Consider the following 25919-nt stretch of genomic DNA (forward strand, 5'->3'; position numbering starts at 1 on the left):
CTGGCCCGCCGTCCGTGCGGAGCGGGGCGGGCACGGGGCCATGGCGTCCGGGGATCTCCAGGTCTGCGAGACTGCCCGCTGCCATGAGTCAGTTATCCGAGCAGCCCACCGAAGGCCCCGTACCGACCAGCGCCGATGTGGCGCGACTGGCCGGCGTCTCCCGGGCCACCGTCTCCTACGTCCTCAACAACAACGCGCACGTCCGGATCAGCGAGCCGACCCGCCGCCGGGTACGGGAGGCCGCCGACGAACTCGGCTACGTACCCCACGCGGCGGCCAGGACCCTGCGCGCGGGCCACTCCCGCATGGTGCTGCTGCCCACCGGCAACATGCCCACCGGGCCCCTGCATCTGCGCTTCCTGCACGAACTGGAGGCGGGGCTGCGGCACCTCGACTACACGGTCGTCCAGTACGGCTCCCTCGGGCTCGGCGCCGACGACGCGGCCCGCGCCTGGGCCGAACTCCGCCCGGCCGCCGTCATCGTGCCGGGATCCGTCCCCCTCGCCCCGCAGGGCATAGCCGTGCTCCGGCGCTCCGGAGCCAAGGCCGTCATCACCCTGGGGCCCCAGCCGGTCGAGGGCGCCCACGCCCTGATCATGGATCAGCGTGAGGTCGGCGGCTGCGCGGTGCGCCATCTGCTGGAGCGCGGCCGGCGCCGCATCGGCGTGGTGATGCCCGACGACCCGGGCGCCGCCGTGTTCGCCGCTCCACGCCTGGCCGGGGCCCGCGCGGCGGCGATGACCGGGGGCGGCCGGATCGAGGCGCTTTCGCTGCGCTACGACGAGGAATCGGCGGCGACGCTGGCCGCCCGATGGCCCGAACTCGGCCTGGACGCCGTGTTCGCGTACGACGACACCTACGCGATGCTCCTGATGCGGGCGTTGCAGGACGTGGGGGTCCGGGTGCCGGCCGACGCCGCCGTGGTGGGCGCCGACGACTCCATGCTCGGGCGGCTGCTGCGGCCCCGGCTCAGCAGTGTGCGGATGGAACTGGCGACGGCGCAGCCGCTGGCGGACCTGGTGGACCGCCTGGTACGGCATCCGAGGACCCCGCCCGAGCGCCACGACCTGCTGCGGGCGCGGCCGGTGCGGCGGGAATCCAGCTGAGTGCGTGCGCCCGCGCGGCACTGTGCGCGGGCGGCCCTGCGCCTTGAGCGCGCCGCATCCGATGCCGCGCGCTGATCCACCAGTAATCGCGGGACAGCCCTTAGCGTCATGACCATGAGCCATCCGCAGAGCTACGAAATCCTCATCGTCCCCGAGTTCACCGACGACAAGGCCCCCGGGACCGAGGGAGCCCGGGGCGACGCCACCGGCTCCAGCGTCCGGGGCGCGGCGGCCAAGGGCTCCGACGGCGGGGGCCCCGGCGCCGCCATCCGCTCCGCCGTCGTGACCGCCACCGGCGAGACGGGCGAGACCGGCTACCCGCGCTACGCGGGCGAGGGCATGGTCGCGGACATCGACCCGAGGACGCAGTCCGTGGAAGGCCTGCTCATCGACGGTTCGGAACTGGCCTACGGACTTGCGGCGCGCATCGCGGAACGCGACCGCACCCCGCGTGAAACGGACGGCTGAGGCCGCCCGCCCCTCGTCCGCCGTCCCGGTCCACGACCGGAACCGGCCGATACACGAGCGGTACCGACCGGTTCACCGGCCGGTACGCGCGACGCCGGAAGGGGCGGCGGTTACTGCTGCCCCTCCTGCTGCGCCTTCTGCTCGGCCTCGATGGACTTGCGGACCTCGTCCATGTCCAGCTTCCGGGCCTGGCCGATGACGTCCTCGAGCGCCGCCTCCGGCAGCGCGCCGGGCTGGGAGAAGACCGCCACGTTGTCCCGGACGATCATCAGCGTGGGGATCGACCGGATCTCGAAGGCCGCCGCGAGCTCCTGCTGGGCCTCGGTGTCCACCTTGGCGAAGACCAGATCCGTATGACGCTCGGATGCCGAGTCGTAGACCGGGGCGAACTGCCGGCACGGGCCGCACCAGGAAGCCCAGAAGTCGATCAGTACGAACTCGTTGTCGCTGACGACCTGGTCGAAGTTTTCCTTGGTGAGCTCTACGGTGCTCATGCGTTGCTACCTCTTCCTCTGCCCGTATGAGACGTGTCCCGGACAACGGTGCCCGGACTCGCGCTATTCCGCCTGCCCATGTGGCCGCGACCCACACCCCCGGACATCATGGACGCATGACACATGCTGCGGAGCCTGCCGTGTACGACGTCGTGGTCATCGGTGCGGGTCCGGTGGGTGAGAACGTGGCGGACCGGGCGCGGGCCGCCGGGCTGAGCGCCGCCGTCGTCGAGTCCGAGCTGATCGGCGGCGAGTGCTCCTACTGGGCCTGCATGCCCAGCAAGGCCCTGCTGCGCCCGGTCGTCGCCCGAGCGGACGCCCGCCGCGTCCCCGGCCTCAGCGGCGCCGTGCAGGGGCCGCTCGACTCCGCCGCCGTCCTCGCCCACCGCGACGACTACGCCTCGCACTGGAAGGACGACGGCCAGGTCGCCTGGCTCGACGGGATCGGGGCCGCCGTCTTCCGCGGCCACGGCCGGCTGACCGGACCCAAGGAGGTCACCGTCACCGCGCCCGACGGCACGGAACACCGCCTCACCGCCCGGCACGCCGTCGCCGTCTGCACGGGCACCCGGGCCGTGGTCCCCGGCCTGCCCGGGGTCGAGGACGCCCGCCCCTGGACCAGCCGTGAGGCGACGAGCGCCAAGGCGGTGCCCGGCCGGCTCGTCGTCGTCGGCGGGGGAGTCGTCGGCGTGGAGATGGCGACGGTGTGGGCCGCCCTCGGCTCCGAGGTGACCATGCTGGTGCGCGGCAAGGGGCTGCTCCCCCGAATGGAGCCATTCGCGGGCGAGCTGGTCGCGGAGGCGCTGACCGAGGCCGGCGCCGACATCCGTACGGGCGTGTCGGCCACCTCCGTCCGCCGTGCGGGCCCGGACGGTCCGGTCACCGTGGGACTCGACAACGGCGAGAGCGTCGAGGCCGACGAGGTCCTCTTCGCCACCGGCCGCGCCCCGCGCACCGACGACCTCGGCCTGGAGACGGTCGGCCTGGAACCCGGCTCGTGGCTCACCGTGGACGACAGCTGCCTGGTCGAGGACACGGACTGGCTCTACGCGGTCGGCGACGTGAACCACCGGGCGCTCCTGACCCACCAGGGCAAATACCAGGCACGCATCGCGGGCGCCGCGATCGCCGCCCGCGCCCAGGGGACGCCGCTGGACACCGGCCGCTGGGGCGCCCACGCGGCGACCGCCGACCACGCGGCCGTCCCGCAGGTCGTCTTCACCGACCCGGAGGCCGCCTCGGTGGGCCTCACCCTGGCCGAGGCGGAAGAGGCCGGTCACCGGGTCCGTGCCGTCGACTTCGACCTCGGGTCCGTGGCCGGGGCCGGGCTCTACGCGGACGGCTACCGGGGCCGCGCCCGCATGATCGTGGACCTCGACCGCGAAGTCCTGCTGGGCGTCACGTTCGTCGGCCCCGGCATCGGTGAACTCCTCCACTCGGCGACGACGGCCGTCGTGGGCGAGATCCCCATCGCCCGGCTCTGGCACGCGGTGCCGGCCTACCCGACGATCAGCGAGGTCTGGCTCCGGCTGCTGGAGACCTACCGGGGCTGACGAGCCGCGTGAGGCGTGTCGTGTGTCAGCCGGCCCGCTCCGGTGCGAGCGGCCGGCCGCAGCGCAGGTTCCACCGCCCCGAGCGGCCGCTGAGTTCCGTCAGGGTCAACGGGGCGACATCGAGCCGCCAGAACGCCTGGGGCGGCAGTGCCAGCGCGTGGACCAGCGCCGCCCGCACCAGGGACGGCTCGGCGACGGCCAGCACCCGGCCGTCGCCTCCCCCGCCCCCGTCGCCGCTCCCGCCGCCGTCGTGCAGTGAGTCGAGCCAGGCGCCCGCTCTGGCGCACAGGCCGAGCAACGACTCGCCGCCGTGCGGGGCGGCGGCGGGGTCCGCCAGCCAGGCCGCCACCGCTTCCGGTTCGCGCGTACTCACCGCGTCCAGCCGGGCACCCGCCCACCGCCCCAACGCCCATTCGGCCAGGGCGGGTTCGCCGTCCGACCGGAGCCTGAGGGCCTCGGCGGTCAGGGCGCACCGCTGGGACGGCCCGTGCACGGCGCGGTCCGCGGCGGGCACCTGAGGGGCGGCGAGCCGCGCCGCCTCGACGCCGGAGGCGTCGAGCGCGGAGTCACCGGCGAACCGGGCCTCGCGCAGCGCCGCGTTCATCGCCGGTGAGATCAACATCACCCGTACCGTCATACCCGCCCTCAACTCCCCGAACAGTGGCCACACGGCCAAGCACACCATGGCATCCGGGGCCTTCGGGCGGTCCGGACGGGCCATGGCGGACGTCCGTGTCCAGGGGGTATGGTCTCGGCGACATGACGAGGGTGTGACGGAAGTCCGGTGAGAATCCGGCACGGTCGCGCCACTGTGTACCCGCACGCCCGCGGGAAGTCAGACCCAGCACCTTCGTCTCAGGCACCACGATCGGGACGCGTGTTCCCACAGGAGGTTCTGCCATGGCGCAGACTGCTGCCCCCGCCACCGGCGCATCCGCCATCACCCCCATCTCCCTGAAGGCCCTTGCCCCTTGGGCGGTCTTCTTCGGCATTCTCATGCTGGTCCTGCTCTACTTCGTCGGCGCCGAGCAGGGTGCCACGGCCGTCATCTCGGGCGAAGGCGTGCACGAGTGGGTCCACGACGGCCGCCACCTCCTCGGTTTCCCCTGCCACTGACCTGCCTGCTGATCCAGGGGAATCCCTCATGAACTCCATATCTGTCAGAGCCCTGCTGGTCCGCGGCATGCTGGCCGGACTGGTCGCGGGTGCGCTCGCGATGCTCGTCGCGTACTTCCTCGGCGAGTCCCGGGTGGACGCCGCCATCGCGCTCGAAGAGGCCGCCCACAGCGGCCACGGCCACGACCACGGCGCCGCCGAGGAACTCGTCAGCCGGAGCATGCAGTCCACCGCGGGCCTGGCCACCGGTGTACTCGTGTTCGGCGTGGCCATCGGCGGCATCGCCGCGCTCGTCTTCTGCTACGCCCTCGGCCGGATGGGCCGGTTCGGCCCGCGGGCCACGGCCGCGCTGATCGCGGGTGCGGCCCTGCTGAGCGTGTACATCGTGCCGTTCCTGAAGTACCCGGCCAACCCGCCGGCCGTCGGCAACCCCGACACCATCGGCAAACGCACCGTGCTGTTCTTCCTCATGGTCGCCCTCAGTGTGCTGCTCGCCGTCGCCGCGGTCATCATCGGCAAGCGGCTCGCGCCCCGCCTGGGCAACTGGAACGCGACGGTCGTGGCGGCAGCCGGCTATGTGCTGCTGATCGCCCTCGCCTATGTGTTCCTGCCGTCGTTCAACGAGGTCGGCGCGGACTTCCCGGCCACGCTGCTGTGGCAGTTCCGGCTGGCCACCCTCGCGGTGCAGGTCACCCTCTGGACCACGTTCGGCCTTCTCTTCGGCCACCTCACCGAACGGCTGCTGGCGCCGAGGGCCGAGGCACTGCCCGGCGCCCGTGGCCGGGCGGCCACGGCTGTGGGATGAGCCTCGCCCCTCTGCCGTTACCCACACGCGCGACGGGCGGAGCCCGCCGGACCGATCCGGCGGGCTCCGCCCGTTCACTCATCCCCGTCGTCGTCACCCCAGTCGACGAGGTAGTACTTCACCGACGCGTCCTCGGCCACCAGGCGCATGCCTGCCGCCGCCATGACGCGCTGAGAAGCGATGTTGTCGGCGTCGGCGTCCCCGAGCACCTGGGCGACACCCTGGTCCCGGGCGAACCGGAGCAGTGCCCGGAGCGCCTCGGAGGCGTACCCCTTGCCGCGCGCCGACTCCACGAGCCCGTAGCCGATGGTGACGCTTCCCCGCTCGTCCGGCGCCCGGTGGAACCCGACCCCGCCGATGACCGCACCGTCCTCGCGCAGCCGTATCTCGTACAAGCCGAACGGGCTGGGGTCGCCGACCCCCTCGCACGTGGTGAGGAAGCGCATGGCTGCCCCCTTGTCACCGGGAGAGGGGTAGCCGAGGGCCCAGCGCACGCCTGCGGGAGCGCTACCGGCGACCACGTGTTCGGCGTCGGTGACGCTCATCGCGTGCAACAGCAGACGGGAGGTTCCGAGATCGTCGTCCATGGACATGTGGACTATCACGGGCGGTTGGGACCGGGCACGCGAATATAGCGGCCGCTACCGGCGACTACGCGCCCCGGCCATGACCGCGCCCACCGAGGACTACGCGTACGGGCGAGTGGCCGGGATATCCGCGGCTGCATGTCCGGGCGAGTGGCCGGGATATCCGCGGCTACATGGTCCGGGCGAGTGGCCGGGATATCCGCGGCTGCATGTCCGGGCGAGTGGCCGGGATACCCGCGGCTACATGGTCCGGGCCAGTGGCCGCGACACCCGCGGCCACGTGTCCGGAGCCGTAGCCCATGACCACCGTTATCTGCGACTACGCGTCCCCGCCCGGTCCGAAGTCGCCGGACAGCGCGGCGGCCAGCCGCAACTGCGTGTCCGCCTCGGCCTGGCGCCCCTGCCGCTCCAGCGTGCGGCCGAGCATCAGCCGCGCGTAGTGCTCCACGGGGTCGCGCTCCAGCACCGCCCGCAGCTCCGTCTCGGCCCGCGCGAGGCGTGCGGAGTGGTAGTAGGCCCGCGCCAGCAGCAGCCGGGGCGCGACCTGCTCCGGAACCTCCGCGACTAGGCCGCCCAGGATGCGGGCGGCGGTCATGTACTCCTTCGCGTCGAAGAAGAACCCCGCTCGCTCCCAGCGCTCGGCGGCGGTGCCGAACTCGTAGTAGCTGTCGCTCATGTGCCCTCCTCGGTCGAGCGGTCGCAGGCCGGCCCCCCGGGCCGTTCCCGCAGGTGCTCGGTACGGTCCACACAACACCCGCAGGTCGTTGAACATTCCACTACTTCTTCGGCGTGGGTATCACCCGCGCCCACCCGGGGCGGAATAGGTTGAGGGCCATGAGCAATCTCGATCGCCAGGCCGTCCCCTCCGTCTGCGGAGGACGGGGCTTCGTCGTCGCCGAACCGGTACGTGAACTCCTCGCCCCGCGCCATGTGCGCCTCGGCGAGTCCACCGAGGTCCGCAGACTGCTGCCCAACCTGGGGCGCCGCATGGTCGGGGCCTGGGCCTTCGTCGACCACTACGGCCCCGACGACATCGCCGACGAACCCGGCATGCAGGTGCCGCCCCACCCCCACATGGGCCTCCAGACCGTCAGCTGGCTGCACGAGGGCGAGGTTCTGCACCGTGACAGCCTCGGCAGCCTCCAGACGGTGCGCCCGCGCGAACTCGGCCTGATGACCTCCGGCCGGGCGATCAGCCACTCCGAGGAGAGCCCCAAGCAGCACGCCGCCCTGCTGCACGGCGCCCAGCTCTGGGTGGCGCTGCCCGACGCGCACCGCTCGGTCGAGCCGCACTTCCAGCACCACAGCGACCTGCCCACCGTCACCGCCCCGGGCCTCACAGCCACCGTCATCCTCGGCGAACTGGACGGCGCCGTCTCGCCCGGCACGGCCTACACCCCCATCGTCGGCGCCGACCTCACTCTGAACCGGGGCACCGAGGCCCGTCTGCCGCTGGACCCCGACTTCGAGTACGCCGTGCTGTCGATGTCCGGCGAGACCGAGGTCGACGGCGTCCCGGTGCTGCCCGGCTCGATGCTCTACCTCGGCTGCGGACGCACGGAACTCCCGCTGCGCGCCGAGTCCGACGCCGCCGTGATGCTCCTGGGCGGCGAGCCCTTCGAGGAGGAGCTGATCATGTGGTGGAACTTCGTGGGCAGGACCCAGGACGAGATCGCGCGGGCCCGCGAGGACTGGATGAACGGCAACCGCTTCGGCACGGTCCACGGCTACGACGGCCCGCCCCTCCAGGCTCCCGCCCTGCCCGATGTGCCGTTGAAGCCGCGGGGGCGGGTGCGCTGATCTGCGGTTCTTCGCTTGCGCGGAGTGTGGCTTCCTTTTCGGAGGTGAGCCGTGTGGGGGTAGGCGTGCAAGCAAGGCCGAGACCGCTCTGGGCGGCGCTTGGGGCTGGGCGGCGCTATCTCATCTGTGCCAGCGTGTTTCCGCGTCTGCCAGGACGGATGCTGACTTAATGCTGACTTTCCTGATGAGGTGTCAGTTGAGACCGATCGCCGACCGGGGTGCTAGCTCTGGGCGCTCCCCGGTGAGCGTGGCTGCGGCCCAGCAATGTCAGGCGCTTGCTCCTCGGGCTGTCATAGTTGCCACGGTGCGCGCCCAGGAGGCGGCGTGAGGAACCCGGTTCGGGTGCGCGGGGAAACCTCACCGAAACCCTGACGCGGTTGTGCATGGAGAAGTCGAGCACGGCGCTGGCGGCGGCGGGGGCCGGCCGGGAGCTGGGGCAGCAGAGGGAGAGCAAGCCCAGCCACCTTGAGGGCCGCCCCGTAAGCGCCGTGTTGACTCCTCCCAGCGATTCTGTGAGTTGAGAGGGCTCTCACGCTGGCCCTCGCCCCCCGCCCGTCTCTGTGTGGGCTCGTGCGGTCGCCCATGGCCTCGGTGACGAACTTGTCCCGGCGCCGCCGTGTTGCCGATCGACCGCAATGCCGCCGACAGGCCGTACTGCTCGGAGAAGAAGCACCACAGGATGAACGTGCAGGTCCTCGCGGATCCCGCCGGTCGCCTGATCTGGGCCTTGGACGCGCTACCAGGAGACGTGCGCGATCTGACCGCGGACCGGACCCACCACATTCCCGCCGTTCTCGCCGCCAACGACATCAAGTTCTGGGCGGAAAGAGGCGGATCAAGGCGCACGACCTGCTGTTGGCGTCCCGTGCCGAGGCAAGATCCTGCGCGGCTGGCGTCTACTACGGAAGCTCCCCCTGCAGCACCACCCGGATCACTGCCGTCCTCCGTGCCGTCGTCGCTCTAGAAGTCGCCACCTGATCAAGATGGAAGGGGCTCACTGTGTCAGCGGCGTCGCCTAGGCTGGATGTGCTGCTGGATGTGCTGATCAGAGCCGTAGAACAGGGGCTGGGCGTATGAGTGGGGCAGTGCAGGCCGACGGGCGCTACCTGTACGAGCGGCTCGATGAGAAGACGTTTCAGCGACTGTGCAATGCGCTGCTGGCTCACAACTTTCCTGAGACGCGCTGCTATCCGGTCGGACACTCCGACGGGGGACGTGATGCCACCCGTGAGGTGGACGGAAAGCTGGTCGTCTACCAGGTGAAGTGGACCAGCAAGGCGCAGCAGAAGCCGGCGGCCTGGCTGAACGAAGCAATCGCGGGCGAAGCCGACAACATTCGACGGCTCGTCAGGGAAGGCGCTAGGGCCTACTATCTGATGACCTCGGTCACCGGGACAGCCGTGCCGAAACGCGGATCAATGGACAGGCTGGACGATCTTCTCGACAAGCACGCAGAAGACTTGGGTATTCCTATCCACGTGTGGTGGCGTGCCGATATCGACGCGCGCGTGGATGCGGCCCCCGACGCGCTCAAATGGGCTTACTCCGACATGCTGGCCGGTCATGACCTGGTCCACTACCTCATCCATGGTGCGAAAGCGCAGGCGCACGATCACGCGCTTCGCAAGCTCGCTATGAACGTGATCGCCACGCAGTAGGAAGACGATGCGAAGGTCAAGTTCAAGCAGGTGGAACTCACCTCACACCGCCTGGAAGACCTGTTCATCGACGTCGAAGCCGTCCGTGTGGCAGTGCCCAACAACATCGTTGGTCGCATATCCGTGCAGCCCGACAGCGCCGGCCTGGGCGGAGCTGCAAGCTACCTTAATGAACACACGTCAGCCATTCACCTTGATCAGAGGTGAGCCCGGGCAGGGCAAGTCCACCCTCGGACAGTACGTGTGCCAGCTCCATCGTGCCGCCTACCTGGGGGAAGCAATCCCGAATGGCGCACCAGCCGCCAGGGAGCCAGGCGGGGACCCGCGTCTGCCTTTGCGGGTGGACTTGCACGACTACGCGGCCTGGCTCGCGGGGATAGATCCTTTCGATACCGCCGTCCAAAAGCCTCGCGCGACGCTCCGCCGCGAGGGGACTCTGGAGGAGTTTCTCGCACACGTGCTCACGGTTCATAGCGGCGGTCTGTCGGCGACAGCGGTCGAGGTCGCCGGTATTCTCGAGCGCCTGCCCGTACTCATCGTCCTGGACGGTCTGGACGAAGTAGCACGGGCGCAGACCCGCGAACGTGTCGTCGAGGAGATCGATCGCTTCACCGCCCGGCTGCGTACCGCCTTCGACGCACAGCTGGTCGTCACCACCCGTCCCAATGTTGGCGGCCTGGCCGAGCCCACCCCCGACCGCTTCGAAATGATCGCCCTGGACCGGCTCAGTGACAGTCTGCGTACCACCTATCTGCACAAGTGGGTGGATGCCAGGTCCATCTCGGAGAAAGAACACCGTAATCTGGAGCGCATTTTCCATCAGCGCTCGGCCGAACCGCATATCGCTCAGCTCGCCAACAACCCCATGCAGCTGACGATCCTGCTCTCCCTGATGTACAAGCGTGACAATTCGGTCCCGGCTAACCGAACCGACCTCTACACCTCGTACATGGAGACGTTCCTCGACCGGGAAGCCGCGAAGACACCGGCGGTGAACGAACACCGCACCGACCTTGAGGAAGTGACCGCCTTCCTCGGGTGGCAGCTGCAAGCTGATGCGGAGAAGGAAAGCGGCAACGGCCAGCTGCCCATCCGGGAGCTGAAGCGCCTGATCCTGAACTACCTCTTCAGCGTGGACAAGAACATCACCCTCGTTGACGACCTCTTCACCGGCGTCACCGACCGCGTGTGGGCACTGGCAAGCAAGACGCAAGGAACCTTCGAGTTTGACGTTCAGCCTCTGCGCGAGTACTTCGCCGCGCGCTACATGTACGAGTTCGCCGGCGCCGACGATCGTACCTTCGACCGCTCCGAGATCCTGCGTCACCTCGTACGCCGGAGCTACTGGCTGAACACCAGCCGCTTCTTCGCCGGCTTCGCACGGCCCAACGAGCTCGCTGGGCTGGTGGAAGCCTTGGAAGAAGAGCGCGACGAAGGCGCCCGGCCGAGACAGCTACGGCTTTCTGCCTGGGTACTCCTGGCCGACGGGGTTTTCAGCGGCCGGTCCAAGACCCAGAACCGGGCCGCGGACATGTTCCTGGATGACCTAAGCGTCCGTTTCATCCACGAAGCCCTGACGCAACAGGACGATCTTCCCGTCCCCACACTCGACCGCGGCGCAAAGTACCTTGCCGACAAACTCCTCGACCTCGTCAGCGAGGCCCCCGCATCGCAGGCCACCCCGGAGCGGCTGGATCTTGCCGTCTACCTTCTTGACGACGCAGATGCCTTCTACGAGTGGTGGCACCCCCACATGCAGCGTGCCATGGGAAGCGGCCACGAGACCGCATGGCTGCGGACAGGCATCGCCTTTCACAGCGCCGGCCGACTCACGCCACAAGAGACCACCCGTCTCGCCCTTGCCGATGACCTCGCGGCTGCTGCTGCCCTCGATGCCGGCCTGACACCCGCTCCAGGTTCCCAGCAGGAACATCGCATGATCCAGGCCGTGCTCAACGGGCATGCAAGTGATCTGCCGTGTTCCGCTTCAACCTTCGCCGCCAGCTTGATGCGCGTACTTCGGCCGCAGAACTTCCTCAGAATGGCGGACAATGCTGCTGCCCACCTGCTCGCGGTCGTTGGCCATCTGGCTGCGGACGTTGACGCCCAGCAGCGCCAAAGGGGATTCAAGCGCCTCAAAGAACGCGATCCGCGCTTCGCCGGCCTTCAGACCGCACTGAAATTTCAGAAGGGTCAGAGCCGCACTACCTCTCCCTGGAGCAATACCGCACGCGTCCTCACCACTCTCTTCGGCCCCTCATGGCTGGCCGCAGAAATCACGGTGATCGGCGCTGCTGCAGCGAACTACACCACGGGTGGGGATCTCACCCCCGGCTCGCAACCTCTGGGGCCGGCCCTCGACCACGGCCGTCTCCTGGCCGAACTCCGGCGCAACCGCACCGATGCCTCCTGGTGGAGCGAACAACACGGCGCCCATTCCGATCCGCTGACGCGTGCAACATGGCTGCTCGGCCTGTTCGCGGTCGCCGAGGAGCATGTGGTCAACCAGTACCTGCCGCTCATGAACGCCACCCTCAACGCTCTGCCCGAGAACATGCGGCAGGCTCTCCTGATGAGCTCCAGTCGTATAGGCCTCACCATCGCCCGGCCCTTGAGCCACGATACGTTGCTAGCGGCAGCCGCACTCTCCCCCGCTATGGCCGTCGCTATATCCCACTACGCACACCGACCTGATCGGGTGCCATTCGAGGGGCGCGACATTCCTGGTCTCTCCACTGAGACCTTGACAGATATGGCCCTATTCTCTGCCGCCGCCTGGCCGGTACACATGCCGCTTATGGCCCGCACACTCAATGATCATCGCAACTTCGACTTCTCCGTGCTCCAGACATTCAAGGCGCTTGGCCCCAAGAGCGAAATTAACGCCACCAGAGTCGTCTTTCCCTCGGAGGTCGCTGCCACCATCCTCAGCTCTCCATTTGATTATCCGATGTCGATTGTGGATGCGGCAGCTACATCTGGCGGCCGTGTTGCCACGATGTATCTTGCCGATGTGGCTGCTCAGGCGAGGTGGTTTCCGGCCTGACGGCCGATGTCTGCTCGCAGCCTCCAAGAAAGAGTCATCTGCACCTGCCGATGACCCGGAATTCTCGGGGGTATTCGCTGAGCCTTTTCCGACCCAGCGTCCGCGCTATTTCAGTGTCTTCCGTCCAGAACCTGCGTCAGGTCGGAGAAGGCTCACCGCCTTCGGGGCGGTCCGACGCCCCCCCCATAAGCCGCGTTGGAGCTGCCAGTTCCTGCCAGATCGAGAGGTGCTGTTCGACGGCTGCGCGTGACACCGGCCGTGCGTCTCTTCGGTCCTGCGGAAACGCTTCTACCTCCTGCTCCGCCTCCTCTGTCGAACTGGCGTTTTATCTCTTGGGTCGTCTGTCGTGGTTCTGTTCCATGGAGTGAATCTGGCCATCTTCGGCAATGTGTGTGCTTGCTGACCGGAGCATCCCTCATTCTGGACCGTTCGTCATCGACCGGAAGGAGAGAAGTGAACGCCCCGCGACGCCATGCAGCCGATCCGGATGTCATCGCACAGACCACCGGGCTCGTGAATTTTCTGCGGGACATGGTCCACAGCAGCCATCAGCGCCAGCGCGACGACCGTGGACGGGAGCGGCTGTGGCTGGACGACCTCCCTCAACAGGTGCGCCGACCAACCGCACACGAGGACGGCATTGTGCTGCGCCTCGATCACGTCTCGCAAACCACACCGCCGGAGCTTCCCGAAGTACTCGACGGGTGGGTGGACCAGGCGGCCTGTCTGGACGCCGACGGCATTGATCCGCCGCTGGCCGAGGCGGGGCCGGGCCGGTCGTTGCTTCCCGCGCGCGGTACCGAGGAGGACGAAGAAGACGCGGCCACCACCATGGCGCGCGATGAGGCCGGTGAGGTGTTGCGCGCGTACGGCCCCTGGCTGCAGCGGTGGCGCAAGTGGGCCGAGCGGGAGCGCCAGGAACGACCCTTGCGGGCGCTGTACGACAAGGTCTACGCGTGGCATCAGCAGCTGGCGATGGAGGACGACCGCACGGAACTCGTGCTGGCTGTTGGGCTGTTGGCGTGGGCCAGGCCCGGTGAGGAGACGGTGCACCGACATCTGCTCACGCAGCGGGTGGAGACGTCGATGGATCGCCGAACGGCGCAGGTGACGGTGCGGCTGTCGGCCGAGGGCGCGTTGAGGCTGGAGGACCAGGACTTCCTGGACACCGATGACGGCTGGGTGAGGGAACGGGGGGCGGCACTGGCCGAAGAGATCGCCGCCCGGTCGACGCATCCGTTGCATCCCGACGCGGTGGAGTTGCTGGCGCAGTGGCAGGAGCGGGCGACCGAGCAACGCGTCGTGTTCAGTGCGCGGTGGCAGCCGCCGCAGGTTCCTGAGCCAGTGGCGCGGCTGACGTATGCTCCGGCGCTGGTGCTGCGGCCCCGGAACATGAATGCGCTGCTGCGTGTGTACGGTCAGATCTCGGACGCCATAGTGGCTGAGGCACACGCGCCGCTCGGCCTGGCCCAGATGGTGATGAACCTCGATCCTCCCGAGCGTGCGGCCTGGGATGTGCGTGGTGGGCGGCGGGCGCCGTTGTTCGGTGACGATCCGCTTTTTCCCGGCAAGACCAACGAGCAGCAGCGCAGTGTGCTGCGACGCCTGGAGAAGGAGACCGGGGTCGTGGTGCAGGGCCCTCCCGGTACGGGCAAGACCCATACGATCGCCAATCTGGTCTCGGCGTTGCTTGCCCAGGGGCAGCGTGTTCTGGTCACCAGTGCGCGTGACCAGCCGCTGACCGTGCTGCGGGACAAATTGCCTTCGGCGGTACGTGACTTGTGTGTCCTGTTGTTGAGTTCGACCCGCCACGGCGGAACGAGTGAGCTGGACCGCACCGTCACCGCCCTGACCGAGCAGGTCGCTGGGGCGGACACCGAGATGCTCCGCGCCGAGATCGACCGCCTCACCAAGCTGCACCTCGATATCCGCGGCAGGATCAACACCCTCACCGACCAGGTGCTTTCCCTGCGTGAGGAGGAGTACCGGCACCGGTCCGTGGCCCCGGGCTACGACGGGACCTTGGCCCGGATCGTTCAGCAGGTCCAGGACCAGAGCGGGGCACACGGCTGGATCGGGGCTTTGCCGGAAGGCGCCGGAACCTCGCCCGCGGTCACCGCGGAGCAGGCCCAGGAACTGCTCCTTCTGTTGCGCGATGGCGCAGGCGAACCACGCTCCGGAGGTGCGCTGCCTTTGCTCGAACAGGTGCCGCCGGTGAGCGAGGTTGCGGACACATTCGGTGCGAGCCGTGTCACCAGTGACGGGCTGACGTCACAAACGGTGGAGTTGCGCAACCTGCTGGCCTCGCTCGATCCGGCGGTCACCGACGAGCTGGCGCTGCGGCTGGAGGAAGCGGCCACGGCCCTGCACCATCTCGGTGTCTCTTCTGATGCCACCCGCTGGGATGCCGGTTCCTGGGTAACGCGAGCGCTCACGCTGCGGCTGTCGCGTGGCGGTCTGGGGCTGTGGGAGCGCGTCACCACCACGGGTGCCGACATCGCCGGCGCGCGTGAGGCCCTGGACGCGGCGGGCCTACGCCCGGTCCGTCTCCCGGAAGACCTGGACGCGAACCGGGCGGGGCGCATGGTCACCACGGGGCAGGCATTGCGTGACCACCTCGCGGCCAAGGAGGGCCGCACCGTACGCGACCGGTTGCCGCGCTTCGCCTCTCGGGCGCAGAAGGACGCCCAAGAGATCCTGACCTCGTGCACCATCGACGGCCATGCGCCTCGCACCGCCGCCGACCTCGACCACATCCTGTCCCGGTTACGCGCCCACATCGCCCTGGACGCGGTGGCCTTGCGCTGGAAGCAGGCGGACGCACCCCTGCCCCCCGGGGACCTCGAGGTGCAACTGGCCGAACTGAGCAATCGCAGGGTTCAGTTGGGACACGTAGACGCCTTCGCCCGGGCCCGTGAGAGCGCCGACGACATCCTGGTGCGGCACGGCGTCCGCATGCTGCTCACCACGCCGGAGGCGTGGCAGGACCTCGCAGTCGCGGTCACCGCGCTGGGCGGACGCCGCGCGGCCGACGAGGCGCTCGCCCGGCTGGCCGCCTGGGACGAGGAACTGAGTGCCACCCAGGAGGGCGAGCACATGTGTGAGGAGGCCAGGTCACTGGTCTCGGCCCTGCGCGACCAGGACATCGATGCCTACGCCAAGGCTGTCGACGCGCTGGAGCACGCCCACGTTCGCGATACCCGCCGAAGGCGGTGCGGACGGCTTCTCGACGATCTGCGGGCCGCGCATCCGCTGCTCACCGGTCGGCTTCTTGACGAGGCGGACGACCCCGCGTGGGAGTCACGCCTGGCGGCACTTGACCGGGCGTGGGCATGGGGCAAGGCGGCGCAGTTCGTCAGGGTGCGCCGCGCGCCCGGACTCGAACGCCGGCTGGACACCGAGCTGACCGAACAGGAGGACCGCCTGGAGGAAGTAACCGGTGACCTCGCCGCCGCGTGGGGGCGGCTGCACTGCCGACAGAACATGACGCAGGAGCAGAAGTCCGCCCTGCAGGCGTACCGCACCCACATGGCGTCCGTCGGACGGGGCAAAGGCCGCAGCGCAGGGCATTTCCGGGCTGCCGCCCGCGAGCGGATGGCGGTGGCGCAGGGGGCGGTGCCCGCCTGGGTCATGCCGATTGCCCAGGTCGCCGAAATGGTCCAGGCCCAGCACGACACGTTCGATGTCGTCATCGTCGACGAGGCCAGTCAGGCCGGCATGGACGCGCTTTTCCTGCTGTGGCTCGCTCCCCGCGTCATTGTCGTCGGCGACGACAAACAGTGCGCGCCCCCAGTCAGTGGCAAGGGACGCCATCAGGCGATCCGCGACAAGCTTGCGGCCCACCTCCCCGACATGCCCACCGGCCTGCGTGAGCTGTACATGCCGCACACCAACCTCTACGGCCTGCTCACCACGTTCTTTCCCGAAGTCGTACGGCTGGACGAGCACTTCCGCTGCGTTCCGGAGATCATCAACTGGTCGTCCAGCACCTTCTACGACAACAAGCTCCTGCCCCTGCGCCAGTACGGCGGCGAACGTCTCGACCCGCTGTGCACCACCTTCGTCGAAGACGCCGCGACCGTGGGCCGGGAAGGGCGCATCCACAATCCCAAGGAAGCGGAGGCGATTGTTGACACCTTGGAGCGGCTGACCTCGGACGAGGCGTACCGTGACAAGACGATCGGCGTGATCGTGCTGCAGGGCTTCGGGCAGATCAGACTCTTGGAAAACCTGATCAAGAAACGCATCCCCGCCCCAGTACGCGAACACCACCGCATCCGAGCTGGCAATGCCGCCTCCTTCCAGGGCGACGAACGCCACGTCATCCTCCTGTCGATGGTCGTCACCGACCCGCACCGCGCTGCTGGCGGCGCCCGCAGCGAGCAGCAGGCGTACAACGTCGCCGCCAGCCGCGCCCAGGATCAGATGTGGCTCTTCCACTCGGTTCCGCCCGATCGTCTCCGTCCGAATGACCTGCGGCTCAACCTCCTCACCTACATGGAGAACCCGCCCGCATCCCTCGCCGCGAATGACGACATCGGCCCGGTCCGCCCGGATGTGCACAGGCCGCCGTTCCAGTCCCTGTTCGAACAGCAGGTCTATCTGAAGATCAAGGAGCTGGGCTATCACGTTCTGCCGCAGTACCCGGCGGGGACGAAGAGCATCGATCTGGTTGTCGTCGGCGCCCGTGGACGACTGGCAGTGGAATGTGACGGAGAGTACTTCCACCACACCACACGCGAACAGATCGACCGCGACCACCAGCGCGACCGTGAACTTCGCCGCGTCGGCTGGCGGTTCTGGCGGGTGCGGGAGAGCGAGTTCCGCTTCGACCCGGACGAAGCGCTGAGCGGGCTGTGGGACGAACTCGACCGGCTGGACATCCGCCCGGCCGACTACTCCCGCCCCGCCCCCGCTCCCACCGATGACACACCCTGGACGCCACTCGAACTCCCGGACGCCCCGGACGACGACACCACCGACGCCGGCCCCGAAGCATCACACACAGACGCCGCAGACGAGATCAACGCGGCTGCCGAAACCCTTCACGCCATCAAGGACCCCGCATGACACAGACGCACGCGGCCGCCATCGCGGCTCCGCTGGACACCAACACCCTCAAGGAACTCGTCCGCGTCCTGTGCGGCGACGACCATCTCCTCTACCGCCCCGCCTACAAGATCTCCGAGTTCCTCGAGAACGCCGGCTGGCGCAACCTTCCCGAAATCGATGGGGAGTCCCGCGCGGAGTGGACCCTCGAACGTCTCGTGGAGCGCCGCACGGACCCCGGTGCCCTGGAGGACGTGCTGCTCCGGCTCGCCGACGCCCGCGAGTACTACGAAGAACCCGAGCAGCTTCCCAGGGTCGTCGCGGCCGTCAACACCTTCCTCGTTCATGAGGGCCTGCGCCTGGAGAACCCGGGAGGCCGCCCACGTCTCGTGCCATGCGACCCCGCACTCGCCCACCCCGGCCAGCACGCGCCCCTCGAACTCAAAGCAACCATGTCCGACATCATCGGCGACGAACGCATGGCCGCCCTACTCGAACACCGCCTGGACGAGGCCCGCACTTGCTTCGCCAACGGCGCCCACGTCGCGGCCACCATCATGCTCGGCAGCCTCCTCGAAGGCGTCCTCCTCTCCGCCGTCCAGGAACGGGACGCCACCCTGCTCGGCAACAAGAGCCCCCGCAACATCGGCCTTCAAGAGCTGATCGACATCTGCCGCAAGGCCGGCTGGATCGACGCGGACGTGACTTCCTTCAGCCACGCCCTGCGCGACTACCGCAACTTCATCCACCCCCACCGCGAGTACCGCGAGGCATACCGGCCCGACCGCGACACGTTCAACGTCTCCTGGCAGGTGGTGAACGGCGCCCTCAACGACCTCGCCGCAACCCGCCCCCGGACCACGCCCTGACGGCCGTCTCATGGATCACCGTCCCGGGCGAGGCGACGGGTCGGTGATCCACGGCTTCCAGGAGACGCACGAGCCGATCTCGAATCGAGTGGACACTCCCGCCCGCCGGGCAGATGGCTTCGTTCAGTCTCAAAGGGTTCTGGCTCATCTTCCGTGCTGAGCGAGGCTCCGTTAGGGCTGGACATCGAAGAGCGCAGCGGAAGGGGGGCGGGGATAGCAGTGCGCGAAGGCGCGTCAGTATGGCTCGCCACCGCTTCCAATCCTCCGGGTCGACCCACCCGTCGCATTCTGCTCACCATGTTCGCCAACGGCCTCGTCGACAACCCGCTTCCGACCCCAGCCCAGAACGTCAGTTCCAGCGCACACAAAAGCCTCGCGCAGGAAGCCGCTCTCGCATCAACCGTCCTGCTCACCAACCGGTCATCGACCTTGCCGCTGCCCGCATCACTCACATCCCTCGCCCGTCGCTGACGGCTGTTCAGTGCACGCCAGGGGTTCTTGTTCCTGAGTTGCAGCCGCGAGCTCTTTGCCCATGCTGGGCCGCTCGGCTCAAAGCGCGGCAGCTCACAAACTCCGGGTCAAGAACGTCGCCCGGGGTTCGGATCCAGGATTCGCGGCGTCGCACTGGCGTTGTGGGTGCCTCTCTCCGAAAGAGAGCGATTGGCTCCGGCCGGCGGCCCGGCCGAGGTGAGGACATCCGCCCCTGCTGTCCGCCCTCGCCCCTAAGCGGCACTCTAACGCTGACTTTTGCTGACCTCGACGGACTTCATGCCATCTGACCTGCGCAAACGCTGATCAATCAAGTGGTGGTGGAACTTCGTGGGCCGCACCCAGGACGAGATCGCGCGGGCTCGGGAGGACTGGATGAACGGCAACCGCTTCGGCACGGTCCACGGCTATGACGGCCCGCCCCTCCAGGCTCCCGCCCTGCCCGATGTGCCGTTGAAGCCGCGGGGGCGGGTGCGCTGAGCTGCGCCTTTTCGCGTACGCGGCGTGCCGATTCCCTCTCACACCACGTGCTCACTGCGGCGCGGAGCCAGTCGCAGCACCCCGTCGCCATCGACGATGAACGTGAACGGCTCGGTCAACTCGTCCAGGGTCAGCGCCGGGACCCACTCGCCGAAGTCCGCCGCCGAGCGGATGCTCCGCCCCTCACCACCCGCCCGGACGAGCTCCTTCAGCTCAGCCGGACCCACATGCCGATACCTCTGCCCCCGTGTCTCCACGCACACCAACCTAGTTGTCCTGTCGCATCGGAGCTGTCTCTGGATCTTGGTCTGAGCTGGGGGTTCGCCAAGTGGATCGAGAACGCACCTCGCCGGATTCTCAACAGGCGTGGCTTCGGCGGAATCTCTGATGGCCGTCCGTCGCCCCCGGCTGGGCCGTGCACCATGGTGGGGTGATGAGCACCGAGGCAGAACCGGTCGAACACGATGACCGGTGGATCTTGAATCTCCGAGGGCGGGGCGTTGCTGGGATCACTGTCGACTACCGACTCACGCTGGCCCTCGACGAAGGTTGGGAAGTCGTCCTCGAAACGCCTGCTCGGCTCTCATCCTGGCCGGCCCACATCAATCCCGGCGTGCTTCTGGTGCCGGAGACTCAGGACGTGGCCGCAGCCCTCCCGATCTTCGGGACGAAGGTCGTCTCTGCGGTTGCCTTCAAGTCCGGCACGCTTCGGATGGTGTTCGAGGATGGCACGCATCTGACGTGTCCAACCGATGCGGCGTTCGAGGCGTGGCAGATCACAGGACCTGGAGGATGGAGGTTCGTGTCCCTGCCGGGAGGCGACCTCGGCGTCTGGTTGTCCTGTCGCAGTTCGTCTGGCGGGTAGAGGGCTGCTGACGTGCCATGTCGTCTGAGGACGTTGCCTCGCGGCGTTCTCAGACGACATGGCTTTTGCGGAGGACTGGACGGTAAGAATGTCAGCGCAGTCGTCCTGCTCGTCGGCCGGGGTGCCCGTGGTCGTCCGGAGACGGTGCCGTGGTTGGTGGTGGCGCTTCCTCGGGCAGCAGGCTCCAGCCGAGGTGCGCCGTGAGGAACGTGGCGATCTCATCCGCATCGGTGGACTCCGCAGGCAGGTCATCCGGCCGGGGCTGGTAGAGCTCAATCAGTTCATCCCGCAGCCGAGCATCCAGAATCGGTGCTTGGTAGCGGTCGATGGTTCCTCGGTAGAACAGCCAGTCGAAGATCCGGACAGCAGGGCAGCGGCCAGACTGCGGCATTTCCGCCAGATGCCTGTCCTGCCAGGAGCCGACGTAGGCGTAGTCCGCTTGCTTCAACGCTCCGTCGAGGGTCGGAGTGGGGAGATCCTTCAGGTTCCAGTAGATACAGGCTTCGGCTTCAGGTAGGGGTTCCGGGACTGCGGCAAGCCAGAGACGATATTCGAACACCGAAGCAGCTTGACAGACTATTTCATCTGGGCTGGCCTAGCGGCGGGGCCCGTCAGACGACCCCTCGGACGGTCCTCTGGCCTGCTGCCTCACGGAAGTCTCGTTCGCGGTAAAGACAGAAGCGTCGGTAGAGGGGGTCCTGGGTTCCGAGGGCGGTGTAGACCTGTGCGAATCGTCGGCTCAGCTCGGCGGTCGTCGCCAGGTAGAGCTCCTTGGGGTCGAGGGCGGTTGTGGGCGGGTCGAGGATCAGGTGCGTCAGCACCACGGTCTCGGGGAATGCCGCGAGGTGACTGCGGCCCTCGGCCGAGATCTTCTTGCTGACGGTGAGAGCTTCGACTCGGTCGAGGCGGTCGGTCCATTCCTTCCCGAGGTCGATCGGCATTCCGGAGGCGGACCAGTCTTCGACGATCGGGGGTGAGCTCCGGGGATCGAAGCGTGCGAGCGGGCCGCCTCCGCCGCCTCCCGACTGGCTGATCGAGGTGCGTATCGGCCAGGGCCATCGGCTCGTAGCCGTGCACCAGGGCTGGTGCGGGCTTGCGGGCTCACCAGGTCCGGGGTCGAACCCGGTCTCGGCGGCGGAAGCGCGGCGCCTGATCGGCGGGAACGCACGTCAGAGCGTGCCGGTGATGCGAAACTGCCCGGATGAATTCCGATTTCTATCCGGACGTGATCAGGGCGGGCGGCCTGGCCGCCGCGCTCGAGGAATGTGCAGCGATACCTCACACCCCGATCACCGTTACTCAGAAGCCAGGGCGAAATCCCGAATCGGTCACCATCGATTCCACCGCACCCGGACGGCTCCCACTGGAGGTCTTCCCCCGGATCGAAAGCCGTGCGTTCCAAATCATCGGCAGGTCCGGGGGCGTCAACATCGTCATCGGGGTGACTAAGGACCTCCGGGAGGTCGTGGCGGTCGGCGCCGCCTGGGGGGTGGGCACGGACGTGCCACGGATGCGGGAGGCATTCCCCTTCCTGCAGTTCGACTCGGTCGCCGAGGCACACGAGCGCGGACCCGAGGCAGCGGTCGCCGCCCAGTGGGAGATGCTGTGCGACAAGGCGGCGGCCATACCCAGATTCCCTGAGTTCGCCGCGGTGTTGGAGGCTGCGTACGCGGAGCCCCGGCTGCGGTCGCTTTTCCCCTTCACCAGCCACTGGACGGTCGCCTTCAGCTCCTGCACCGGGCGCCGCTACCGGTGCGAGGTGGCGATCGCTCCGCAGTACGGCGATGGGCCGTACCTGGTGCTGCGGTACCCGAACACCGGCGTGCACGGAGAGACCGCCACCGCGGCGCAGGCGGTGGCGCTGGCCCTGGCGCACCTCCCGGACTCTGTCGGCCCGGCCACCGCAGGGCACCCACGATGATCGCGGTCTGATCGAGTTCCAGTCGCGCGGACCAGTCCGAGCCAGTCGTCGCGAGCGGCCGGCCAGGCCGCCAGATGTACCCCGGTGGTGGCGAGGCCCAGGGCGGCGGTGACGTCCCAGCAGCGAGGGACGCGGGTTCCCAGCGGAGCCGGATGCAGCCGAGCGGGAGTCGTGGAGCATCGGGGGCGAGCCAGTAAAGTGCGGTTGCCGGCGCAAGGGTGTCTGCGTAGCTCGTCGCGAAACGATCTTGGGGTCGGTTTCCGCAGACACCCCTTGGGTCACACCACCAGGAGGAACCAGTGTCGAACCCGCAGCTGCTCACCCCCGAGGAGAGGCTCGCTGACGCGAAGAGGTTGTTGAGCCTTCCGCCTGTTGTCGTGATCTGCGGGTCCACCCGGTTCATGACCGAGATGACCGAGGCGGATCTGCGGGAGACGAAAGACGGAAGGATTGTCGTCAAACCGGGCTGTGACATGAAGTCGCCGCACGAACTCTGGGCTGATCCGGTCGAGGCCGAGGCGCTGAAGGTTCGACTCGATGATCTGCACCGGGCGAAGATCCGCCTCGCTGATGAGGTGCTCGTAGTCGGCGACTACATCGGAGACAGCACCCGAGCGGAAATCGCCTACGCCCGGTCGCTGGGCAAGCCCGTACGGTTCACGCACCCCGAAGTAGACCCTGATGCCTGACCGCACCCCCTGCCTGGAGATCCTGATGCTCTGCGGCTCCTACTGCATGGTCTCCTACGTCACCAACAAGCTGCGGCTTCCCCTTGAGACGTGGGCGGCACGGTTCTCGCAGTGCGGTGCCGCCCCGGATGCGGGTTACTTGCCGCTGTAGACGGGGAAGGCGGCGTGCTCGCCGTAGTCCCGCTCGTCGAGCGTGCGCAGCGCGGCCATGTCCGCTTCGGAGATCTCGAAGTCGACATCGGCGTTGGAGCGCATGTGCTCGGGGTTCGCCGTCTTCGGTAGCGGCTGGGTGCCCAGTTGCAGGGCGTAGCGGATGCACAGCTGCGGGACGCCGACCGCGTACTTCTCGGCGATCGCGGTGATCCGGCGGCTGCCGAGGAGCGTGCCGTGTGCGATCGGTGAGTACGCCTGTACGAGGATGTTCTGCTCCTCGCAGAAGGTCAGCAGCTCGGCCGGGGTGTTTCCGGCGTGCAGGAGTACCTGGTTCACATGCGGTGCCACGGTCCCGTGGGCGAGGATGTTCTCCAGGTCGGAGCGGAGGAAGTTCGAGACTCCGATGGCGCGGATTTTGCCCGCCCCGTGGGCCTCCTCCAGTGCGCGCCACGCCTGGCGGTTGCCCTCGGCGTAGTCGCCGCCACGGAAGTCGTCCCACGGCTGCGGGGCGTGGATCAGCATCAGGTCGATGTAGCCGATGTCCAGCTTCGCCAGTGACGCGTCGATCGCGGCGACCGCCGGGTCGAAGTCCTTGATGTCCGCCGCCAGCTTCGTGGATACGAACAGGTCTTCGCGGGCGACGCCGCTGGTGCGGATGCCCTCCCCGACCCCCTGCTCATTGCCGTATGCCTGAGCGGTGTCGATGTTGCGGTAGCCGGTCCCGATCGCCGCGCGCACGGCGTCGGATGCCTTGTCGTCGTCGATGAACCACGTGCCCAGGCCGAGCTTCGGGATCTCGACACCATTGGACAGGGTGTAGGTCTCGGTCAGGATGCTCATGCGTTCTCTCCGCTCTTCGGCAGTCGGCCGTACACCTCGTCGGTGACGGGCTCCAGCCACTCGTTGCTGACGTCTTCTCCCGGCGTGATGAAGGCGACGTGGGAGAACCACGAGTCGGCCTTCGCGCCGTGCCAGTGTTTGGTGCCCGCCGGGACGCGGATCGCGGTGCCCGGCTCCATGCCGACCGCGTCCTGCCCTTCGGCCTGGTACCAGCCGCTGCCGGCCGTGCACAGCAGGACCTGATCACCGCCGCCGCCCGTGCCGTGGTGGATGTGCCAGTTGTTGCGGCAGCCCGGCTCGAACGACACGTTGCTGACCGGTACGCTTCCGCCGGCCAGGGGAGCCAGGTAGCTCTGCCCGATGAAGTTCTCGGCGTAGGCGTCGTTGGTCTCTCCGAGCGGAAAGATCTGCTCGAATCCGTGGTCGGTCATATCGGCTGCCTCCGTGACCCTGATGGTGTTGTGCCTGCTCCGGAACGCCTCGGCGGGCTGGATCCGGCGTCCACGGCGTTCGGCCGTCCGGCGTAGGAGGCCAGGCGGGTGATGGCCTCGCTCAGCCCGTCCTCGCTCAGCTCGTCCTCGGGCAGCCCGTTGTCCTTCGCCTTCGGTGACGCGCTGTCGTGCCGAATTCCACGCTGCCACGCCTGCCGGCGCGCGTGCAGAGGAGAATGTCTTCCCGGGAGAAGGGCATCCTGGGAAGAATTTCTCCCCCTCACAGCTGGTGCGTTCACTGCCAGACTGGAGGCATGAGCCCATCACCGCATCTGAACGAGCTGGGGGAGTTCCTCAAGGCACGCCGATCCGAGCTGACCCCCCGCGCCGTGGGCCTGCCCGACAAGGCCGGAAAGCGCCGGGTGGCGGGTCTGCGCCGTGAAGAGGTCGCACAGCTGGCGGCGATCTCCACGGACTACTACACCCGACTCGAACAGGGGCGTCTGCCTGCCTCTGCCCCCGTACTCGAAGCTGTTGCACAGGCCCTCGGCCTGGATGAAGACCAGCGCCGCTACCTCTTCGGGCTCGCGGGCAAGGAAGCGGACAAGCCGCGCCGCCGCGCCCGCCAAAGGGTCCAGCCGCAGTTGCGCCGGGTGCTGGAAGACCTCGCGGCCACCCCGGCCGTCGTCATGGGCCGCCGCATGGACATTCTCGCCTGGAACTCCCTCGCCGCCGCCATGGTGACCGATTTCGCAGCCGTTCCGGAAAAGCACCGGAACTACGTCCGCGTCCTTTTCACCGATCCGGCCATGCGAACGCTCTACGCCGACTGGAAAAGCGTGGCACGCATGGCGGTTGCACAACTGCGCATGGAAGCAGCGAAATACCCGGACGACCCGAGACTGACCGCCCTGGTCGGCGAACTGTGTGTCCAGGACGGAGACTTCCGCAGGTGGTGGGCCGCCCACCACGTCGCCACCCTCGGCGTCGGAACCAAGGTCCTCGACCATCCCGTCGCCGGGCGGCTGTCACTGGACTGGGACACCCTCACCGCCGGCACCGACCCCGACCAGCAGCTCGTCCTGTGGACCGCCGAGGCCGGATCACCCACCTATGACCGGCTGCGCATCCTCGCCTCGTGGGCCGCCGACCACGCGATCTCGTCGGCCTCCTGAACCGGCTCGCCGGGCGTGGCCCGGATCACCCATGCCGGGCCGGAGCGCATCCGCAGCCGGAAACGACGACTGGGCGGGCGAGCGCTGTTCCGCCGGCGACGTCCCTCCGGTGAGGGACGGGTGGCATCATGGCTGGTGACTTGGGCGGCAGCGCTCCGAGGAAACCGGTGTGAATCCGGTGCGGTACCGCCACTGTGATCGGCGAGCGGATCCCGACGTGCCACTGCCCCGCGCGGGCGGGGCACCGGGGCGCGCGCTTGCCCGAGAGCCAGAGACTCACGCTGTCGCCCCCTCGACGTACCCCCGGGGCGGAACTCCCCGGCGA

The 25919-nt window shown here is 68.3% G+C and carries 26 protein-coding genes, 2 pseudogenes and 2 riboswitches; of the genes and pseudogenes, 19 read left to right on the top strand and 9 right to left on the bottom strand.

The features are described from left to right. Positions 1-83: 83 nt before the first annotated feature. Complete coding sequence (locus P8A18_RS31705; RefSeq protein ID WP_306060177.1) at positions 84-1106, top strand: LacI family DNA-binding transcriptional regulator; 1023 nt, start codon at positions 84-86, stop codon at positions 1104-1106. A gap of 114 nt (positions 1107-1220) precedes the next feature. Beyond that, positions 1221-1574: a hypothetical protein gene (locus tag P8A18_RS31710; RefSeq protein ID WP_306060179.1), complete on the top strand. Its 354-nt coding sequence runs from the start codon at positions 1221-1223 to the stop codon at positions 1572-1574. A gap of 110 nt (positions 1575-1684) precedes the next feature. Here P8A18_RS31710 and trxA read toward each other — a convergent pair whose 3' ends face one another. After that, entirely contained in the window at positions 1685-2068 is a 384-nt protein-coding gene (trxA, locus tag P8A18_RS31715) for a thioredoxin (protein ID WP_306060181.1), read from the bottom strand. A 116-nt stretch (positions 2069-2184) separates the two neighbouring features. Between trxA and P8A18_RS31720 the strand changes: the two genes are divergently transcribed. Then, positions 2185-3621, top strand: a complete 1437-nt coding sequence (locus tag P8A18_RS31720) for a dihydrolipoyl dehydrogenase family protein (protein WP_306060183.1) — start codon at positions 2185-2187, stop codon at positions 3619-3621. A gap of 25 nt (positions 3622-3646) precedes the next feature. Here P8A18_RS31720 and P8A18_RS31725 read toward each other — a convergent pair whose 3' ends face one another. Continuing rightward, on the bottom strand, positions 3647-4258 hold the full coding sequence (locus P8A18_RS31725) for a histidine phosphatase family protein (protein WP_371933736.1): 612 nt from the start codon (positions 4256-4258) through the stop codon (positions 3647-3649). A gap of 112 nt (positions 4259-4370) precedes the next feature. Further along, positions 4371-4519: riboswitch (adenosylcobalamin (AdoCbl) riboswitch) on the top strand. A gap of 2 nt (positions 4520-4521) precedes the next feature. On the opposite strand from P8A18_RS31725, the gene P8A18_RS31730 reads away from it, so the two are divergent. Both P8A18_RS31730 and P8A18_RS31735 read left to right on the top strand, forming a co-directional pair. Continuing rightward, positions 4522-4737 (top strand): CbtB domain-containing protein, encoded by a 216-nt coding sequence (locus P8A18_RS31730; protein ID WP_018554223.1) that lies wholly within the window; start codon positions 4522-4524, stop codon positions 4735-4737. Positions 4738-4765: 28 nt separating this feature from the next. Next, on the top strand, positions 4766-5542 hold the full coding sequence (locus P8A18_RS31735; RefSeq protein ID WP_306060188.1) for a CbtA family protein: 777 nt from the start codon (positions 4766-4768) through the stop codon (positions 5540-5542). Between the two features lie 74 nt (positions 5543-5616). Here P8A18_RS31735 and P8A18_RS31740 read toward each other — a convergent pair whose 3' ends face one another. Both P8A18_RS31740 and P8A18_RS31745 read right to left on the bottom strand, forming a co-directional pair. Continuing rightward, a complete protein-coding gene (locus P8A18_RS31740) occupies positions 5617-6135 on the bottom strand; it encodes a GNAT family N-acetyltransferase (RefSeq protein WP_306060190.1) in 519 nt (172 codons plus the stop codon). Between the two features lie 313 nt (positions 6136-6448). After that, positions 6449-6805, bottom strand: coding sequence for a tetratricopeptide repeat protein (locus P8A18_RS31745; protein WP_306060192.1), 357 nt, complete (start codon positions 6803-6805; stop codon positions 6449-6451). Positions 6806-6963: 158 nt separating this feature from the next. Here P8A18_RS31745 and P8A18_RS31750 point away from each other — a divergent pair, with 158 nt between their 5' ends. The 9 genes and pseudogenes from P8A18_RS31750 to P8A18_RS31785 form a co-directional block, all read left to right on the top strand. Beyond that, positions 6964-7929, top strand: coding sequence for a pirin family protein (locus P8A18_RS31750; RefSeq protein WP_306060194.1), 966 nt, complete (start codon positions 6964-6966; stop codon positions 7927-7929). 616 nt (positions 7930-8545) lie between these two features. Then, positions 8546-8907: pseudogene (locus tag P8A18_RS34470) on the top strand (IS5/IS1182 family transposase); the annotation flags it as partial. A 107-nt stretch (positions 8908-9014) separates the two neighbouring features. Then, complete coding sequence (locus P8A18_RS31755; protein ID WP_306060195.1) at positions 9015-9587, top strand: hypothetical protein; 573 nt, start codon at positions 9015-9017, stop codon at positions 9585-9587. A 30-nt stretch (positions 9588-9617) separates the two neighbouring features. Continuing rightward, positions 9618-9794, top strand: a complete 177-nt coding sequence (locus P8A18_RS31760) for a hypothetical protein (RefSeq protein WP_306060197.1) — start codon at positions 9618-9620, stop codon at positions 9792-9794. A gap of 133 nt (positions 9795-9927) precedes the next feature. Then, positions 9928-12633 (top strand): NACHT domain-containing protein, encoded by a 2706-nt coding sequence (locus tag P8A18_RS31765; protein WP_306060199.1) that lies wholly within the window; start codon positions 9928-9930, stop codon positions 12631-12633. A 453-nt stretch (positions 12634-13086) separates the two neighbouring features. Further along, positions 13087-17703 carry a PDDEXK-like endonuclease domain-containing protein gene (locus P8A18_RS31770; RefSeq protein ID WP_306060201.1) on the top strand — a complete coding sequence of 1539 codons (4617 nt, stop codon included), beginning with the start codon at positions 13087-13089 and terminating at the stop codon, positions 17701-17703. Further along, positions 17700-18551, top strand: coding sequence for a hypothetical protein (locus P8A18_RS31775; RefSeq protein WP_306060203.1), 852 nt, complete (start codon positions 17700-17702; stop codon positions 18549-18551). The genes P8A18_RS31770 and P8A18_RS31775 overlap by 4 nt, the downstream gene beginning before the upstream one ends. A gap of 297 nt (positions 18552-18848) precedes the next feature. Further along, positions 18849-19022 carry a hypothetical protein gene (locus P8A18_RS31780; protein WP_306060205.1) on the top strand — a complete coding sequence of 58 codons (174 nt, stop codon included), beginning with the start codon at positions 18849-18851 and terminating at the stop codon, positions 19020-19022. A gap of 336 nt (positions 19023-19358) precedes the next feature. Then, positions 19359-19520, top strand: a pseudogene (locus tag P8A18_RS31785) (pirin); the annotation flags it as partial. A 38-nt stretch (positions 19521-19558) separates the two neighbouring features. On the opposite strand, the gene P8A18_RS31790 reads toward P8A18_RS31785, so the two are convergent. Continuing rightward, positions 19559-19747: a hypothetical protein gene (locus tag P8A18_RS31790; RefSeq protein ID WP_371933737.1), complete on the bottom strand. Its 189-nt coding sequence runs from the start codon at positions 19745-19747 to the stop codon at positions 19559-19561. Positions 19748-19953: 206 nt separating this feature from the next. Between P8A18_RS31790 and P8A18_RS31795 the strand changes: the two genes are divergently transcribed. Next, complete coding sequence (locus P8A18_RS31795) at positions 19954-20385, top strand: DUF6188 family protein (protein ID WP_306060207.1); 432 nt, start codon at positions 19954-19956, stop codon at positions 20383-20385. Between the two features lie 91 nt (positions 20386-20476). Here the strand turns inward: P8A18_RS31795 and P8A18_RS31800 are convergent, their stop codons facing one another. Together P8A18_RS31800 and P8A18_RS31805 are read right to left on the bottom strand one after the other, a co-directional pair. Continuing rightward, positions 20477-20944 (bottom strand): hypothetical protein, encoded by a 468-nt coding sequence (locus tag P8A18_RS31800; protein ID WP_306060209.1) that lies wholly within the window; start codon positions 20942-20944, stop codon positions 20477-20479. Positions 20945-20996: 52 nt separating this feature from the next. Then, entirely contained in the window at positions 20997-21326 is a 330-nt protein-coding gene (locus P8A18_RS31805; RefSeq protein WP_306060211.1) for a hypothetical protein, read from the bottom strand. Between the two features lie 500 nt (positions 21327-21826). On the opposite strand from P8A18_RS31805, the gene P8A18_RS31810 reads away from it, so the two are divergent. The 3 genes from P8A18_RS31810 (at position 21827) to P8A18_RS31820 (ending at position 23146) form a co-directional block, all read left to right on the top strand. Continuing rightward, a complete protein-coding gene (locus P8A18_RS31810; protein ID WP_306060213.1) occupies positions 21827-22306 on the top strand; it encodes a DUF6193 family natural product biosynthesis protein in 480 nt (159 codons plus the stop codon). 299 nt (positions 22307-22605) lie between these two features. Then, positions 22606-22995, top strand: coding sequence for a TIR domain-containing protein (locus P8A18_RS31815; protein ID WP_306060215.1), 390 nt, complete (start codon positions 22606-22608; stop codon positions 22993-22995). Continuing rightward, positions 22988-23146, top strand: coding sequence for a hypothetical protein (locus P8A18_RS31820; protein ID WP_306060217.1), 159 nt, complete (start codon positions 22988-22990; stop codon positions 23144-23146). Before P8A18_RS31815 ends, P8A18_RS31820 begins: the two co-directional genes overlap by 8 nt. Here P8A18_RS31820 and P8A18_RS31825 read toward each other — a convergent pair. Both P8A18_RS31825 and P8A18_RS31830 read right to left on the bottom strand, forming a co-directional pair. Next, the gene (locus P8A18_RS31825; protein WP_306060219.1) at positions 23131-23988 is read right to left on the bottom strand and encodes an aldo/keto reductase; all 858 of its coding nucleotides are present in this window, start codon (positions 23986-23988) and stop codon (positions 23131-23133) included. The two genes, P8A18_RS31820 and P8A18_RS31825, sit on opposite strands and share 16 nt — an antisense overlap. Further along, a complete protein-coding gene (locus P8A18_RS31830; protein WP_306060221.1) occupies positions 23985-24419 on the bottom strand; it encodes a cupin domain-containing protein in 435 nt (144 codons plus the stop codon). The genes P8A18_RS31825 and P8A18_RS31830 overlap by 4 nt, the downstream gene beginning before the upstream one ends. A gap of 314 nt (positions 24420-24733) precedes the next feature. On the opposite strand from P8A18_RS31830, the gene P8A18_RS31835 reads away from it, so the two are divergent. Further along, positions 24734-25594, top strand: a complete 861-nt coding sequence (locus P8A18_RS31835) for a helix-turn-helix domain-containing protein (protein WP_306060223.1) — start codon at positions 24734-24736, stop codon at positions 25592-25594. Between the two features lie 157 nt (positions 25595-25751). Then, positions 25752-25872: riboswitch (cobalamin riboswitch) on the top strand. Positions 25873-25919 lie beyond the last annotated feature (47 nt).

It is taken from the genome of Streptomyces sp. Mut1 (genome assembly GCF_030719295.1).
Classification (GTDB): domain Bacteria; phylum Actinomycetota; class Actinomycetes; order Streptomycetales; family Streptomycetaceae; genus Streptomyces; species Streptomyces castrisilvae.

Bases quoted from the DNA above. Each gene is read 5' to 3' on its own strand.
- P8A18_RS31745 (WP_306060192.1), bottom strand. From the start codon at position 6,805: ATGAGCGACAGCTACTACGAGTTCGGCACCGCCGCCGAGCGCTGGGAG.
- P8A18_RS31835 (WP_306060223.1), top strand. From the start codon at position 24,734: ATGAGCCCATCACCGCATCTGAACGAGCTGGGGGAGTTCCTCAAGGCA.
- trxA (WP_306060181.1), bottom strand. From the start codon at position 2,068: ATGAGCACCGTAGAGCTCACCAAGGAAAACTTCGACCAGGTCGTCAGC.
- P8A18_RS31820 (WP_306060217.1), top strand. From the start codon at position 22,988: ATGCCTGACCGCACCCCCTGCCTGGAGATCCTGATGCTCTGCGGCTCC.
- P8A18_RS31705 (WP_306060177.1), top strand. From the start codon at position 84: ATGAGTCAGTTATCCGAGCAGCCCACCGAAGGCCCCGTACCGACCAGC.
- P8A18_RS31735 (WP_306060188.1), top strand. From the start codon at position 4,766: ATGAACTCCATATCTGTCAGAGCCCTGCTGGTCCGCGGCATGCTGGCC.
- P8A18_RS31830 (WP_306060221.1), bottom strand. From the start codon at position 24,419: ATGACCGACCACGGATTCGAGCAGATCTTTCCGCTCGGAGAGACCAAC.
- P8A18_RS31750 (WP_306060194.1), top strand. From the start codon at position 6,964: ATGAGCAATCTCGATCGCCAGGCCGTCCCCTCCGTCTGCGGAGGACGG.
- P8A18_RS31710 (WP_306060179.1), top strand. From the start codon at position 1,221: ATGAGCCATCCGCAGAGCTACGAAATCCTCATCGTCCCCGAGTTCACC.
- P8A18_RS31720 (WP_306060183.1), top strand. From the start codon at position 2,185: ATGACACATGCTGCGGAGCCTGCCGTGTACGACGTCGTGGTCATCGGT.
- P8A18_RS31780 (WP_306060205.1), top strand. From the start codon at position 18,849: ATGTTCGCCAACGGCCTCGTCGACAACCCGCTTCCGACCCCAGCCCAG.
- P8A18_RS31805 (WP_306060211.1), bottom strand. From the start codon at position 21,326: ATGCCGATCGACCTCGGGAAGGAATGGACCGACCGCCTCGACCGAGTC.
- P8A18_RS31795 (WP_306060207.1), top strand. From the start codon at position 19,954: ATGAGCACCGAGGCAGAACCGGTCGAACACGATGACCGGTGGATCTTG.
- P8A18_RS31825 (WP_306060219.1), bottom strand. From the start codon at position 23,988: ATGAGCATCCTGACCGAGACCTACACCCTGTCCAATGGTGTCGAGATC.
- P8A18_RS31775 (WP_306060203.1), top strand. From the start codon at position 17,700: ATGACACAGACGCACGCGGCCGCCATCGCGGCTCCGCTGGACACCAAC.
- P8A18_RS31740 (WP_306060190.1), bottom strand. From the start codon at position 6,135: ATGTCCATGGACGACGATCTCGGAACCTCCCGTCTGCTGTTGCACGCG.
- P8A18_RS31725 (WP_371933736.1), bottom strand. From the start codon at position 4,258: ATGACGGTACGGGTGATGTTGATCTCACCGGCGATGAACGCGGCGCTG.
- P8A18_RS31730 (WP_018554223.1), top strand. From the start codon at position 4,522: ATGGCGCAGACTGCTGCCCCCGCCACCGGCGCATCCGCCATCACCCCC.